This window comes from Synechococcus sp. PCC 7336, assembly GCF_000332275.1.
Taxonomy (GTDB): Bacteria; Cyanobacteriota; Cyanobacteriia; order Thermostichales; family PCC-7336; genus PCC-7336.
In genome coordinates this window covers 4,886,129-4,902,398 of the sequence record NZ_CM001776.1, presented here as the reverse complement: position 1 = coordinate 4,902,398, position 16,270 = coordinate 4,886,129, and the positions used below count along the sequence as shown (strand labels likewise).

Genomic DNA, 16,270 nt, shown 5'->3' with positions numbered 1-16,270 from the left:
TGAGAGTGTCGAGCGAGCTGTGGCGGCTTGCTCGTGCTTAAAAGGACCGAACAGTAGCAAGCCGGATCTGACGTCTTTGCTGCTTCGGGACGAACGACTCTTTAGCGCGTACCAGCTTCCTTGGCGCGCACCAGCTTCATGTTTAGTTGGCTAGCTAGCGGTTCGACGCTCGCACAGCTCAATCATTGCTGTGTTGGCGCGGGGGAGTGCTGTCTCGAATTGCAGGCATGCCTTTTGTCGGACTGGCCGATATCAGCTCAATGGTCTCAGGCGACTGAGTTCGTTCATCGAGGCAGAGATGTTTCTACACGGATGTAGCTAAGTTTTGTCGGTTAATCATATCGATACTGACAAGCACTCATGGCAATTATGAGGCAAAGGTGGAAGGCACATGGTCGAACCCCAAAACACCCCCCCGCCTGCAACAGCGTTAAATTGTTCGACAGTCACGTCGTTGCTGCGAGAGAGGGCAAATCATCAAGCCGATATCGTGGCTTTTCGATTCCTGCTCGATGGTGAATCGGAATCCGAGCATGTGACTTACGGGGAGCTCGATCGCCGCTCCCGAGCAATTGCCGCACAGCTTCAGGCTAAGAACGTGCGGGGGGAGCGAGTTCTCTTGCTCTATCCCTCCGGCCCGGACTACATCGCAGCGTTTTTTGGCTGCTTGTACGCTGGGGCGATCGCCGTACCCGCCTATCCGCCGCGCAACCGCCGCCACTATCCCAGAATTCAAGCAATTTTGCAGGATTCTCAAGCCAAGCTGGCACTGACGAATTCGGCAACATTGCCGCAGGTGCAGTCATTATTGCGAGCGGAAACCAGGCCCAATTGCTGGCAGTGGATGGTAACGGATGGGCTGCAATTGGGGGCAGAAGAGGGTTGGGTCGACCCTGCATGCGAATCCTCTAGCTTGGCATTTCTGCAATACACATCTGGTTCGACCGGAGCGCCTAAAGGCGTTATGGTCAGCCATGCCAATCTCCTCCACAATGCCGCTGCGATTCAGCACTACTTTGCAAACAATGACCGAGCGGTTATAGCCTCGTGGCTGCCTCCCTATCACGATATGGGGTTGATTGGCGGGATCTTGCAACCCATTTATCTCGGCATCTCAATGGTGCTGATGCCTCCAGAAGTATTCCTACAAAAGCCATTGAGGTGGCTGAAAGCGATTTCAAATTATCGAGTTAGCACGAGCGGCGGCCCTAATTTTGCCTACGATCATTGCATTCGACGGATTTCGGCAGAGCAAGCAGCCGAGCTCGATCTGAGCTGTTGGGAAGTGGCGTTCAACGGTGCCGAACCCATTCGTTCCGACACGATCGATCGCTTCGCTCGCAAGTTTGCTCCGGCAGGCTTTCGGAGGGAAGCTTTTTATCCCTGCTATGGCCTTGCAGAAGCAACCTTGTTTGTGACCGGAAGCCGTCGCATGCAGTCTCCTGCGACGCAAGTCGTCGAGGGCGAAGCGCTCTCGCAGGGGCAAGTGGTTTTTGCGCAGGAGCGAGCTGGCGAAACAAGCTTGCTGAGTTGCGGTCGGCCGGCACTTCGATTGACCGTCAAAATTGTCGATCCCGAAACCAGGACTTGCTGCGAAGTCGATCGGATCGGCGAGATTTGGGTGGCCGGACCGAATGTTGCCGAGGGATATTGGCAACAGTTCGAGCAGACTCAAGCCACCTTTGACGCTCATTTAGCGGATACGGGCGAGGGGCCATTTTTACGCACTGGCGATTTGGGGTTCTTGCATCGGGGAGAGCTGTTTGTCACGGGGCGACTGAAAACCACGATTGTGATTCGAGGTCGGAATTACTATCCCCACGATATTGAATCATTGGTGCAGGCCAGTCATGCAGCATTTCGGTTGGGGTGCGGGGCCGCATTGGGTACGAGTGGCCCGGATGGGGAACAGTTAGTTGTCGTTCAAGAAGTCGAACGGACTGCTTTGCGATCGCTCGATGCGGAGACAGCGATCTCCGCTGCTCGACAGGCGATCGCCGAAACCTTCGACCTTGCTTTAGCTGCCATCGTTCTGCTCAAACCCGGCTCGATCCCCAAAACCTCTAGCGGCAAAATTCAGCATCATCTTTGCCGCGAGTACTTTTTAAGCGATCGACTAGAACCGATTGCGCAGTGGCAATGCTCCAGTAAGGAGGACGTTAATGGCTCAGTTGCAGCCCATCCGGTCGATATAGAGCAACTCTCGAACACTCATGGTTCCCAGTCGAGTCAGGCTCGCTCGAAACAGAGTATCCAAACCTGGATCGTCGAACGGGTGGCTCGACAGGTGGGAGAATCAGCTCGCTCCATTTCAGTCGATACCCCTCTAGCTCACTATGGCTCGAGTTCGGTAGACGCGGTGATGTTGTCGGGGGAACTGAGTGAATGGCTGGATGTGGAGTTATCTCCCACCTTGGCCTATAACTACCCAACGATTGCCAGCTTGTCAGACTATTTGGCGGATATCGTTTGCGGCGGGTCGCCGCAGCAGCAAGTACAGCAGACTTTCAGTTTCGAGGCGGGGGACTCGCATCAAAAGGCGATCGCCATTATTGGTCTGGGCTGCCGCTTTCCCGGTGCCAATAGCCCAGAAGCATTTTGGCAGCTATTGCAAGAGGGGCGATCGGCCATTGCCTCTGCTGCGAACGAACGCTGGAGGATTGGGGATCGCGTCTTGGCAGAGCTCGATCCTAAAACCCGAGAGGCCATTCAGTGGGGTGGTTTTCTCGATAGTGTGGACGAATTCGATCCTCAGTTTTTTGGCATCTCCCCCCGCGAGGCGGCGGCAATGGACCCCCAGCAACGCCTGTTGATGGAGGTGACTTGGGAGGCTTTAGAAAATGCCGGTCGAGTGCCAACTGCGCTGGCGGGCAGCAAAACCGGCGTATTTATCGGCATTAGCAATGGCGATTACGCCCATCTGAACCCAGGCAACTGCGGCCCCTATGTCGGGACTGGCAATGCTTTCAGCATTGCGGCAAACCGCCTGTCCTATCACTTGGATCTACGCGGCCCCAGCTTGGCGATCGATACCGCTTGCTCTTCGTCGCTAGTGGCCGTTCATCAGGCGTCTCAAAGTTTGCGATCGGGGGAAAGCGATCTGGCGATCGCGGGGGGCGTCAGCCTGATGCTGACACCGAACCTCACCATTGCCTTTGCGAGAGCCGGAATGCTGGCAGCGGACGGGCGCTGTAAAACGTTTGATGCCGAGGCGGATGGCTACGTTCGCGGCGAAGGCTGTGGGGTGGTTATCCTCAAGCGCTTGCAGGATGCCGTACGAGATGGCGATCCGATTGTCGCGACGCTGCGGGGCTCGGCGATCGTGCAAGACGGACGCAGTAATGGTTTGACCGCACCGAACGGTCTTTCTCAAGCGGCGACGATCCGCCAAGCTCTCAACAATGCCGCTATCGACCCCAAGCTGATTGACTATGTAGAAGCCCACGGCACCGGCACCTCTCTGGGCGATCCAATTGAGATGGAAGCGCTGCAAGCCGTTTTGGGAACAGGGCGCGAGCAAGCGATCCCCTGTTGGGTGGGGTCGGTCAAGACCAACATCGGCCATCTCGAAGCTGCTGCTGGGGTTGCCGGTTTGATTAAGGTTGCTCTGTCGTTGCAACAAAGCGAAATTCCTGCCAGTCTGCACCTCGAACAGCTCAATCCGGCGATCGCCTCGGGAATTTCATCGCTCGCGATCGCTAGCACTGCCCGACAGTGGCGCAAAAACGGTCGATGTCGGCTAGCAGGGGTGAGTTCCTTTGGTTTTGGGGGCACCAACTGCCACGCGATCTTGGCAGAGGCTCCAGAGCGAGCTGTCCGCAAAGCCGAACGCGATCGCCCCCAACATCTGCTAGCGCTATCGGCGAAGTCCGAAGCAGCGTTGAAACAATTAGCTCGGCATTATGCAGACACTTTAGCGGCACAGAAAAAGCTTCAGATTGCCGATGTTTGCCATACGGCTAATGCTGGCAGAGCGCACTTCGAGTGCAGGTTGGCGCTGATTGTCAACTCAACTAGCCAGTTGCGCGAACAATTGCAAGCCTTCGAACGCGGCGGTGAGTTTAGGGGATGGATTGGGCTAGACGGTACGCGAGACGCGAATCCTGCCAAGATTGCTTTTCTGTTTGGCGGTCAGGGATCTCAGTATGTCGGCATGGGGCGGCAGTTGTACGAGACCCAGCCTGTATTTCGCCAAACCCTCGATCGCTGTGCAGAAATATTAGAGACCGTTCTCGAACGCCCGTTGTTGTCGGTGCTTTATCCTCCTGCAGGCGAGATCTCGGCGATTGACAAGACAGCGAACGCGCAGCCTGCATTATTTGCACTGGAATATTCTTTGGCCCAACTGTGGCGCTCTTGGGGGGTCCAGCCGGATGTCTTGCTGGGGCATAGCGTTGGAGAATATGTCGCAGCCTGTGTGGCGGGGGTGTTTAGTTTAGAAGCTGGGCTGCGGTTGATTGCCGAGCGGGCCTGTTTGATGCAGTCACTGCCATCAGCCGGTGTTATGGCTGCTGTGGCTGCTGCCCCAGATCGAGTCCGCGATGCGATGCAATCGGCGCATTTCGAGGATGATGGCGACACGATCGCGATCGCCACCCTCAACGGACCGACGAATACCGTTGTTTCTGGAACCAAAGGGGCTGTTGCGAAAGTCCTCAAAATTTTGACCGAGGGCGAGATTCGGACGAAGTACCTGAACGTCTCGCATGGGTTTCATTCGCCCTTGATGGAGCCAATGCTATCGGCATTTGAAAGGGTTGCGAGCGAAGTTGAGTTTGCGCCTGCTCAAATCGAGCTGATTTCAAATGTCACGGGAAGGGCGATCGGCGATGAGATTGCCACGCCCGGTTATTGGTGCCGCCACATTCGTCAGCCGGTTCAGTTCGCTAAAGGCATAGAGGCCATCCAGCAGCGTGGCTGCGAAATACTCATCGATCTCAGCCCCAATCCTTTACTGATAGCGATGGGACGCCAGTGTTGGGCGAACCAGCCGGAAAGTCCGGCTTTTCCAACAGCATTGTGGTTACCTAGCCTGCGCCAGGAGCGGGAGGATTGGGAGATGCTCTCGAACAGTGTGGCTCAACTATACGTTCGAGGTCTCGATATCGATTGGCAAGGCTTTGACCGAGGCTACCAGCGGCAGCACCTACAATTACCGACCTATCCATTCCAGCGCCAGCAGTATTGGCTGTCCGCTCTGACAGGCACTCATTTCAGTGGGATTCAAGCCAACGGGATGCTGGCGAGTGGGATGCGAGACCAGCGGAGGGAGACGGGGCATCCGTTACTCGGACAGCAGCTCAATCTAGCTGGCTCGCCTTCGATCCATTTTGAAGCTCAAATGGGTCCGCACGCTCCGGTCTATTTCAACCATCACCGCGTGTTTGAGACCCCTGTGGTCCCGCTTGCTGTCTGGCTAGAAATGGTTCTGGCGGCAGGGCGGCAACAGCTCGGCGATCGCTTGACGATTGCAGCATTGCGAGTTGCTCGACCGCTGCTTTTAGCGAGCGAGGCCCTAACAACAATTCAGGTTGTTCTCACTCCCTCAGATGACCGCGACTGGTTAGTTGAAATATTGAGTTTGAGCGCTAATTCAACCGAACTCGATCGCAATAGCAGTTCTGCGGCAACCTCTCGCTGGAGTCTGCATGCCTCGGGGAAGATTGTGGCTGAAAGCCATTCTGCAGAACGGCCGATACTCGACCCAATTGAGTTGCGAACTCAATGCTCGGACGCTCTCTCGGTAGAGGACTTGTATCGCCAATTTGCAGGGCGGGGTATCGCATACGGTCCCGAGTTCAGAGCTGTCAAAGCGGCGTGGCGCTGCGATGGCGCTGCGTTGGTACAGATCGAACTATCCGAGTCGCTGCTAGGCGATCGCGATCGCTATTCGCTCCATCCTGTTTTGCTAGACGCAGGCTTCCAGGCGGTTGGGGCAGCTTTGGGAGCTAGTTGTTCGGATCTCTATTTACCAATTGCTGTCGAGCAGGTTCGATGTTTCAATTCTGCAGCCACGGATGTGTGGAGCCACGCTCAGTTAGACCGAGATGCTCGAAATCGTGGGGAGCAAATTGTTGCCGATGTCACGTTATTTGATGGAGCGGGAGCGGCGATCGCCCAAATTGTAGGGTTGACGTTAAAGCGAGCCAGCCGCGAGAAACTCTTGGGATTAGAACCTGATGCTTGGCAAGATTGGTTCTACGAAATTGAGTGGCAACTGAAGGGGCGATTGGGGGGCAGGCAACCTACAGACTACATGCCTGCCCCCTCTCAAATTGGCGATCGCCTGCAACGGCAATGGGCAACGATGCTGGCCGAACCAGAGATGCTGCAGTACTTGGCTGCTTGCCCGCAACTGGAAGCACTGTGTACGGCCTACATCCCTCAAGCTTTCCGACAGATGGGGTGGTCTCTAAGCAGCGGTGAAAGATTTAGCGAACGGGAGGCGATCGAGCGGACGGGAACGGTTGCGCAACACCATGCCCTCTTGCGCCGCTTGCTCGACATCTTGACAGAAGAAAACATCTTGCAACGGGAGTCTTCAGGCTGGTCTGTCCTGCGATCGCCCGAGGCGATCGACTGTTCGGCGCTCGCGCAGCAATTGGCCGAGCAGTATCCAGAAATTCAGGCGGAGCTGACTTTGGCGAGCCGCTGCGGGCAGAACCTCGCAGCAGTGTTGCAAGGCAAGTGCGACCCCTTGCAAGAGCTGCTCGCGCCCGATGGCGATCTGTCTTTGTTAACTCAGCTCTACCGCGACTCGCCGGGTGCAATGGCCGTCAATCATTTGGTGTTGCAGGCGGTGACGGAGGCGATCGATCGCCTGCCGAGCGATCGGGCTATTCGGATTTTGGAGGTGGGGGCCGGAACGGGCGCAACAACGGCCAATCTCTTACCCCACTTACCCGAGAGCCAACTGGAGTACACCTTTACTGACATATCCACCGCCTTCCTCACCCAAGCACAAGCCCAGTTCGGCGAGCGCGATTGCATGCACTATCGCCTCCTCGATCTCGAAGCCGCTCCTAGCGAGCAAGGGTTCGAACTCCAGCAATACGACATCGCGATCGCGGCCAATGTCTTGCACGCAACGGCCGATCTGCGACAGAGCCTCGCACATATCCGGCAGCTCTTGGCTCCTGGAGGGCTGTTAATTCTGTTAGAAGGAACTCGCCCCGCCCGCTGGCTCGATCTCGTATTCGGTTTAACCGAAGGTTGGTGGCGATTTAGCGATCGCGATTTGCGTCCCAATTCCCCCTTACTCTCCACTTCTCAATGGCAGTCACTGCTCGACAGTTGTGGGTTTGAGGAGGCCATTGGGGCGACCTCTGCTCTGGGCGAAGACTCTACCTCCTCTCAGCAAGATGCGATCGTGGCCCGAGCGGTCGAGCAATCTGCGGCGGTGGAGGTGGTGGAACAGCAGCGATGGCTGGTGATGGGCGATCGGCGGGGATATGCCCGGGAACTCGTCCGTTGCTGGGTGGCCGACGGTGCGGTTGTGAGCTGGGTGGAGGCGGGAGATGCTTTTGTCGCCCAGGCCGACGGCAATTTCCAGATCGATTGCGCTCAGTCAAGCCACTATCATCAACTGCTTGCCGAAATGCAGCAATTGGGTCAGCCCCTCGCCGGTGTCGTCAATTTGTGGGGCCTCGATACCACTGCTGCGGACGGCCTCGCACCGACTCAGTTGAGTGCTGATTTGGAATTAACCTGCGGCAGTGTCCTCAACCTCGTGCAGGCACTGGTTCGAGCTCAGCTACCCGATCCTCCCAGGTTGTGGCTCGTCACTCGCGGTGCCGTATCGGCTGGAGGGACTGGCGATGGCATCTCTCAATCCTCCCTTTGGGGCATGGCACGGACCCTCGTGCGAGAACACCCCGAGTTGAACTGCTCGCGGGTGGATTTAGATCCGGCACTGGATTTGAAGAGGCCGGATGGCTGGCGATCGCTATTTGAAGAATTGGTGGCTGGCGATCGCGAGCAAGAAATTGCCTTGCGGGCAGGACAGCGGTTGGTGGCGCGCTTGACCCGCTGCAATCGCCCAGAAGAGAGCCGCCAGCGATTGCAATTACCCGACAATCTCCCCTTTCAATTACAGACCGCCCGCCCGGGTCTGTTGGACACACTTGAATTTCAGCCCTGCGAGCGGCGATCGCCGGGGGCAGGCGAAGTGGAACTGCGGGTACGAGCCACCGGCTTGAATTTTCGAGATGTCTTGCAGGCGATGGGGCTCCTCGAAAGTCGCTATGCGGAGCAATTGGGCATCGCAGCAAACCCGTTACCGTTTGGGTTTGAGTGCTCGGGCGAAATTGTCGCCCTCGGTTCTGACGTGAGGGGTTGGTCGCTGGGAGATGCCGCGATCGCTGCAGTCACCCCCGGCAGTTTCAGCCGCTACGTCACCGTTCCCTTCAGCACCGTCGTTCGCAAGCCAACTTCCCTCAGCTTTGAAGCAGCGGCAACGATACCGACAGCGTTTTTGACGGCCTATTACGGCTTGTCCCGTCTGGCCAAAGTTAAGGCAGGCGATCGCGTTCTCATTCACGCCGCCGCAGGCGGTGTCGGTATGGCCGCCGTTCAACTGGCCCGTCATTTGGGGGCCGAGGTGTTCGGCACTGCCAGTCCGGCGAAATGGCAGTCTTTGCGTGCCGCTGGGGTTCGACATATTGCGAACTCGCGCTCGCTGGATTTTGCCGATGAATTTCTGGCTGCCACCGACGGTCGAGGGGTCGATGTCGTACTCAATTGTCTGAGCGGAGCCTTTATCCCGAAAAGCTTGGGGTTGCTGAAGCATGGCGGGCGCTTCGTCGAGCTAGGCAAGCGCGATGTGCTTTCAGCGCAACAGGTGGCGGAGAGCTACAGCCAGATCGACTATGCTGCTTTCGACTTAGGTGAATTGGCGATCGCTTCGCCGCAAACGATTGCTGCAATGCTGGCTGAATTCATGCCGCTGTTTGAAGCCGGAACTCTGACCCCACTGCCCCAAACGACGTTCGCAATCGAAGAGGCGATCGCGGCTTTTCGCTACATGCAGCAGGCGCGTCACGTCGGCAAGATTGTTTTGACGCAAAGCCCAGATCGAAATGGAGCGCGGGTCGATGGAGTGGGGGTAGTTCCAGCCAGCCCCATTCAATTCCGCTCCGACGCCACTTATGCGATCGCTGGCGGCCTGGGAGATTTAGGGCTGCTGACTGCCAAATGGATGGTGGAACGGGGGGCCAAGACTTTGGTGCTGGTGGGTCGCAGCGAGGCTTCCAGTCTCGTTCAACCGCGTTTGGAAGCGTTGCAAGCTGCTGGAGCGACAGTGGTTACTGCCCGAGCGGACGTTGCCCAACGCGACCCCTTAGAAACTGTCTTCCGCAATATCGCAGCCACGCTCCCGCCATTGAAAGGAATCATTCACGCGGCAGGGTTACTTGACGACGGGGTTTTAACTCACTTGTCTTGGGAGCAATTCGATCGCGTTTTGGCCCCGAAAGTTCTCGGTGCTTGGAATCTACACCAGCTCTCGCTGGGGCTTTCGCTGGACATGTTTGTTCTGTTCTCTTCTGCCGCCTCACTGTTGGGTTCGCCCGCCCAAGCCAACCACGCTGCCGCTAACGCATTCTTAGATTCACTGGCTCACTACCGGCGATCGCAGGGGTTGGCGGGTATCAGCATCAATTGGGGTATTTGGTCCGATATTGGGGCGGCGGCCAAACGCAATGCAGGCGATCGCGCTAGTTTTGCCGGGTTGGGAACCCTTTCCCCCGAGGCCGGACTGCAAGCTTTCGAGCAAGCTTTAGTCCGAAATCCCCCTCAAGTGGGTGTCGTGCCCATTGACTGGTCGCAGATGGGCGCTCGGGCGATCGATGCCTCTCCTTTTTTGAGGCGTTTCTCGGGTAAAGCTCGCCCGAGCGGCAATGCAGTCACTGGCAAGTTTCTCAAACAGCTCGACGCCACCCCCGCCAGCGAGCGACGCTCTCTCCTGGCAAATTTCATCCGCACTCAAATTGCCGCAGTTTTGGGGTTCGACTCTGCCGAAGACTTTGATTCCCGTCAGGGGCTGATGGACTTGGGCATGGATTCTCTCACCTCACTAGAACTGAAGCACCGCATCGAAGCGGGTTTGGACTGTCAGTTACGACCGACTGTTGCTTTTGACTACCCCACGATTGCGGAACTCGAAGACTACCTGGCCACGACAGTCTTGCAACTGGATAGGGCATCTCCAGCCCCCGTGGAGCTGGAGGCCGAGATCGATGGCGATCGCGCCGACTCCACGAGTTCCCCGCCGAACGAGAAAGATCTGCTGTCACTGCTGGCTAGCGTTCGAGACATGTCCGACAGTGACATCCGCAATCAATTGGCCGATCGACGGCTGCATCGCTGAATGGGAGTTTGACCTTGACTGATTTTGTACAGCACCTGACAACACTGTCTCCCTTGAAGTTGGCCTTTGCCGCTCGGCAAGCGAAAGCCCAACTGGAACTCTTCAAGGCAGAACCCATTGCAGTGATTGGTCTGAGCTGCCGATTTCCAGGTGCTGAGAATCCCGAGGCATTCTGGAACCTGCTTGAAAGCGGTGTCGATGCGATTTCGGCAATACCTGGCGATCGCTGGGATGTCGATCGCTACTACGATGTCGACCCGGGTGCAGCGGGCAAAACCTACTGTCGCCACGGCGGTTTTCTCGATCGCATCGACACCTTCGACCCAGAGTTTTTCGGCATTTCCCCCCGAGAAGCAATCAGCCTCGATCCGCAGCAGCGACTGCTTTTAGAGGTGAGCTGGGAGGCACTGGAGCGAGCCCACCACGCTCCGGGGGATCTATTCGATAGCCGCACTGGCGTGTTTGTGGGCATGAGTAGCTCGGACTACGCCACTGCCCTCGGCAAAGCCGTCAGCCCCCGCGAGATCGACGGCTATTTCGGCACCGGCACGGCGTTTAGTGTGGCTGCCGGCAGGCTGTCCTATTTATTGGGGCTGACGGGACCGAGTTTGGTGGTGGATACCGCCTGTTCCTCCTCTCTTGTGGCCGTGCATCTGGCTTGCCAAAGTTTGCGCTGGCAAGAATGCGATTTGGCCCTGGCTGGGGGGGTGAATGTCCTGCTGCAGCCGGAGGGGCACATCAACTTCGCCAAAGCAAACATGCTGGCTGCCGACGGTCGCTGCAAAACCTTCGATGCGGCAGCCAATGGGTTCAGCCGCAGTGAAGGATGCGGCACGATTGTGCTCAAACGGCTCTCGGATGCCACAGCGGATGGCGATCGCATTTTGGCCCTGATTCGCGGCTCGGCCATCAATCAGGACGGGCGCAGTAGCAGCTTGACGGCTCCGAACGGTCCTTCCCAGCAAGCGGTGATTCGGCAAGCCTTGCGCAGCGGCGGCGTCAGCCCCGACCAAATTGACTACATTGAAGCCCACGGTACGGGGACGGAGTTAGGCGACCCGATTGAGGTGGACGCACTGGGGGCGGTGTTCGGAACTCAATCCGAGCGCGATCGCCCGTTAGTGCTGGGGTCTGTCAAAACCAATATCGGCCACTTGGAATCTGCAGCGGGTATTGCAGGGACGATCAAAACCATCCTGTCACTGCAGCAGCAGGCCATTCCCCCCCACCTCCATTTCAACACCCCTAACCCTCACATTGCTTGGGACGAACTGCCCTTCGAAGTGACCGCTCGCCCTTGGCCCAGAAACGAGCGGCGGCGCTTGGCAGGCGTGAGCTCATTTGGCTTCAGCGGCACCAATGCCCACCTAGTGTTGGAAGAAGCACCGCTGCTGCCCGAGCGCGAGCCAGCCACTGCAGAACGTCCCCTCCACCTGCTGGCTCTATCGGCAAAAACAGCTGCTGCCCTCGACACCACGGTCGATCGCTATCGGCAGTTGCTCGCAGACTCTCCCGCGCAGTTGGATCTCGCTAATGTTTGTTTTAGTGCCAATGTCGGTCGCTCTCACTTTGGCCATCGTCTGGCTGTGACGGCCAACTCTCTGGAAACGCTGCAAGCGCAACTGAGTGCTTGGCAAAAGAGCGCAGCGACGGGAGGACTGTTTACCGGTCGGGTGGCAGGCGATCGCCCGCCGAAGATTGCCTTCCTGTTTTCCGGGCAAGGGGCACAGTACAGCGGCATGGGCCGCCAGCTCTATGCAACCCAACCGACCTTCCGCGCGGCCCTCGATCGCTGCGACAAGCTGTTGCAGCCTTATTTAGAGCGATCGCTGCTGGCGATTCTCTACCCCGAGGCGGCAGCGGATAAGGCAGCAATTCATCAAACAGCATTGACGCAGCCTGCTCTATTTGCGCTGGAATATGCCCTGGCACAACTGTGGCAATCCTGGGGTATTCAGCCAGATGTAGTCTTGGGTCACAGCATTGGCGAATATGTTGCGGCTTGTCTGGCGGGGGTTTTTAGCTTGGCCGATGGTTTGAAGTTGGTGGCCGAGCGCGGTCGCTTGATGCAGGCCCTACCCAGCAATGGCAAAATGGCGGCGATTCTGACCGATCGCGATCGCGTTGCAGCTGCTCTGGCTGGCCTTGATGGAGTCGAGATTGCGGCGGTGAATGGGCCGCAGAATACGGTCATTTCGGGGGGCGATGCGGCGGTGGATGCGGCGATCGCGGCGATACAAGCAAAACAGTTTGTCGAAGTTCGACAGCTCGATGTTTTGCATGCCTTTCACTCCCCTTTAATGGAGCCGATGCTGGCGGAGTTCGAGCGCGTTGCCCTCGAAGTCACCTATGCAGCCCCCAAACTTGGCTTAATCTCGAATATTACGGGCGATTATGCCGGAAACGAAGTCGCGAATGCGGCCTACTGGTGCCGCCACATTCGCCAGCCCGTCCAATTTGCCCCCAGCCTAGAAACACTCAAGCAACGGAATTACCAAGTTTTTGTCGAAATTGGCCCCAAGCCAACGCTGTGCAATCTCGGTCGCACTTGCCTGCCCGATCGAGGCACGACCTGGCTGCCCAGCCTCCATCCCAAGCGAGAGGATTGGTCGCAATTGCTAGAGAGTTTGGCCCAACTCTACGCCTGCGGTGGAGCGGTGGATTGGCGGGGGTTCGATCGCGATTGTGCTCGTCAGTGGGTCGACCTGCCCACCTATCCATTCGAGCAGCGGCGCTGCTGGTTCGGCACGGAGTCCGAGCGGCAACGGACCCTCGCAAGACAAACCCATTCGAGCCAGTGGTACTATTTACCCTCCTGGCGGCGATCGCCCCTGGCTCGCTCGCGCTCTCCACATCTCTCGCAAACCTATCTCGTCCTGCTGGACGGATGCGGCATTGGGGCAGATTTGTGCGCGCGGCTGGCCGAACGGGGACATACAGCGATCGCCGTTCGACCCGGAGAAGCATTTTCTCGCACTGAAGACGGTACCTATCAGATTTCTCCGACTGCCGATAGCGATTGGCAACAACTTTGGAAGACGCTGGCCGAACGGGGGGAAACCCCTCAGCAGATCGTCCACTTGTGGAGCGTGACACTTCCCCAAAGCCCGCGCGAAGACAGGGCAGCGGAGTTAATCTCCGCCTTCGAGCAGAGTCAGGCTTTGGGATATAGCAGCTTGTTATGTTTGGCGCGATCGCTGGGCAGCCAGTCAGAACCAGCCAGTATCTACGCCATTTCAAACAACCTGCAAGACGTGACGGGGACGGAAACCTTATGCCCCGAAGTCGCAACGCTCCTCGCTCCCTGTAAAGTCCTCCTGCAGGAATATCCGCATCTCAACTGCCGCTCGGTGGATGTGCAGCTAGAGACTGTGGTGCCTCTTCCCAGACTTGCCCAACAACTCTGTGTCGAGGTGACAGCAGAGACTGGCGATCGCACGGTTGCCTATCGGGGACGGCACCGCTGGGTGCAGACCTACGAACCTGCAAGCTGGGAGGCTCCCGATATAGAGTCTTTGCCGTTAAAGCCAGGCGGAACCTATGCCATTATCGGGGACGCCATCGGAGGGTTGGGATTTCCTTGGGGGAGATATCTATCGCTGCGGGCGGGAGCCAAGCTGGCCTTCATCGGTCCCTACATGCGATCGCGCTCCGAGTGGGATAGGGCCTTAGCGGAAGGGGAAGGCGGCGATCGCGTCAGCCAGCACGTTCGCCAACTGCGAGAACTCGAAAGCTCTGGCGTTAACTGTGTGGCGATTCGAGCAGATTTGGCGGATGCTGCGCAGCTCGAAGCAGCGATCGCCGAGGCGGAAGCAGAGCTCGGCCCAATCTCTGCAGTTGCTTATACCTCGCCGTTTGGCAGCGATCGTACCGCCCATCCGATTGCCGCGATCGGGGCGGCGCAGAACGAGATCCATTTCTATTCCAAGGTGAAAGGGCTGTACTGCTTAGCCGAAGCCCTAGAGGATAAGTCACTCGATTTCGTTTTGGTGCAGTCATCTCTCTCGACAGTGGTGGGCGGTTTGGGATTTGCTGCCTACACGGCAGCCCATACGTTTGCCGATACCTTCACCTGCCACCTCAACCGCAGCAGCCCCTACCCCTGGCTCAGCATCAACTGGGAAGCCTGGGCAGAGGAAGGAGAGAGTCTATTGCAAACCAGCACTGTGGGATCTTTATTGGCCGAGCTCGCCCTCAGCACCGAGGATGTTTGGACCGCCACCGATCGCCTGCTGGCCCACCCGGATGCGACCCGAGTGGTTGTCTCCACCGCCGACCTCTCCGCCCGCATCGAACAGTCTTTTACACCTCCACCGCCTCCCGCCAGCCCAGCCGAGGCTGTAGCAGAAGAAGCTCGCACCAGTAAGGGCCACAGCCGTCCCAACCTCGACACCAACTACGTCGCCCCGCGTAACGACATCGAAGCAACGATCGTGGCGGTGTGGGAAGAGTTTTTGCCCGTTTATCCCATTGGCGTGTTCGACAACTTCTTCGAACTCGGAGGCAATTCGCTGCCTGCCATTCAAATCATTTCCCGACTGCGGGAGCACTTCCAGGTAGAAGTGCCGATTCGAGCGCTGTTGGTGGAAGCTCCAACAATTGCTGGAGTGGCCGAGGCGATCGCCGCCGCCAGCGAGCAACAGGCCGGAAATCTCGCAGCCATTACCGATCTGTTGGGAGAGATCGAGACTCTGGCCCCTGCCCGAGCAGAAGCACAACTGCACCAAGACATCACTGCCCCAAACGACTGAGAGGGAAATACCCGATGGATTTCAGCTTGTTTTTCTTTGATGGCGAAGGTTCCATACCGAAGCCGAATCAATATCGCTTGCTGCTCGAAAGCGCCCAATATGCAGATCGCAATGGCTTTGTGGCGGTATGGACTCCCGAGCGTCATTTCCACGCCTTTGGCGGCCTCTATCCCAACCCCGCCCTCACCAGTGCAGCCCTAGCGCCAGTGACCGAACGGATTAAGCTGCGGGCGGGCAGTTTGGTTGCCCCCCTACACCATCCCGTCCGCATTGCTGAAGATTGGTCCGTCATCGACAACCTCTCCCACGGTCGAGCAGAAATCGCCTTTGCCAGTGGCTGGACGATGGATGAATTTGTCCTGTCGCGCAGACCCCACGCCAGCCGTCGCGAGCTGCTGTGGGAAACCCTGGCGACGGCGAGCAAACTGTGGGAGGGGCAAGAGGTGGAGTTCCTGGATGCTACCGGCAAAGCAGTCTCCGTCAAAACCTTGCCGCGTCCGATCCAGCCCCAGCTACCGTTTTGGATTACTGCTCAATCTGAAGACACCTTCATCAAAGCTGCTGAGGCAGGAGCGAATGTTCTCACTTCGCTACTGAACGTCAGCCTCGACGATCTGCACAACAAAGTTGCCCGATACCGCCAAGTGCTAGCCGAGAAGGGGTTCGACCCCAGCCAGCGCAAGGTCGCCGTCATGCTCCATACCTTTTTGGGAGAGAACCCAAAAGCCGTTGCGGAAGAAATTCGCGGTCCCTTTTGCGAATATCTCAGCACCCACTATCACCTGCTGGACAGTTTGGCCAAAAGCATGGGTCTGGCGGTGAGCCTATCCGAGTTCTCGCAGGATGACATCGATACATTGCTTGAATTTGGCTATCGCAGTTTCATCAACGGTCGTTCCCTGATCGGCTCTCCAGAATCCTGTTTGCCTTTGGTGCGGCAGCTCGGGGATGCCGGAGTCTCGGAAATTGCCTGTCTGGTGGATTTCAATCCCAGCTTCGAATCTGCGATGCATGGCCTGCCCTACTTAAAAGCGCTTAAAGATGCCTGCAACGACTGCGCTCCTGCCCTAGCCCCCGTGCCCTAAAGATAAACCTGCCTGCCTAGCTAGCCATTCCAGTTTCTCTGCCACCCTATCGGCCTTAAATTCTCGAT

General features: G+C 57.5%; 3 protein-coding genes. All 3 read left to right on the top strand.

Going from position 1 to position 16,270, the window contains the following annotated elements; translation table 11 throughout:
- Nucleotides 1–391: 391 nt before the first annotated feature.
- The 3 genes from SYN7336_RS27445 to SYN7336_RS23000 are packed head-to-tail and all read left to right on the top strand — an operon-like array spanning nt 392 to nt 16,202.
- A complete protein-coding gene (locus SYN7336_RS27445) occupies nt 392–10,366 on the top strand; it encodes a type I polyketide synthase (RefSeq protein WP_017328303.1) in 9,975 nt (3,324 codons plus the stop codon).
- Between the two features lie 14 nt (nt 10,367–10,380).
- Nucleotides 10,381–15,117: a type I polyketide synthase gene (locus SYN7336_RS23005; RefSeq protein WP_156820293.1), complete on the top strand. Its 4,737-nt coding sequence runs from the start codon at nt 10,381–10,383 to the stop codon at nt 15,115–15,117.
- Between the two features lie 14 nt (nt 15,118–15,131).
- The gene (locus tag SYN7336_RS23000) at nt 15,132–16,202 is read left to right on the top strand and encodes a MupA/Atu3671 family FMN-dependent luciferase-like monooxygenase (RefSeq protein WP_017328301.1); all 1,071 of its coding nucleotides are present in this window, start codon (nt 15,132–15,134) and stop codon (nt 16,200–16,202) included.
- The last annotated feature ends 68 nt before the right edge of the window (nt 16,203–16,270 follow it).

Coding starts and splice junctions, on each gene's coding strand:
- SYN7336_RS27445 (WP_017328303.1), top strand. CDS start 392: ATGGTCGAACCCCAAAACACCCCCCCGCCTGCAACAGCGTTAAATTGT.
- SYN7336_RS23000 (WP_017328301.1), top strand. CDS start 15,132: ATGGATTTCAGCTTGTTTTTCTTTGATGGCGAAGGTTCCATACCGAAG.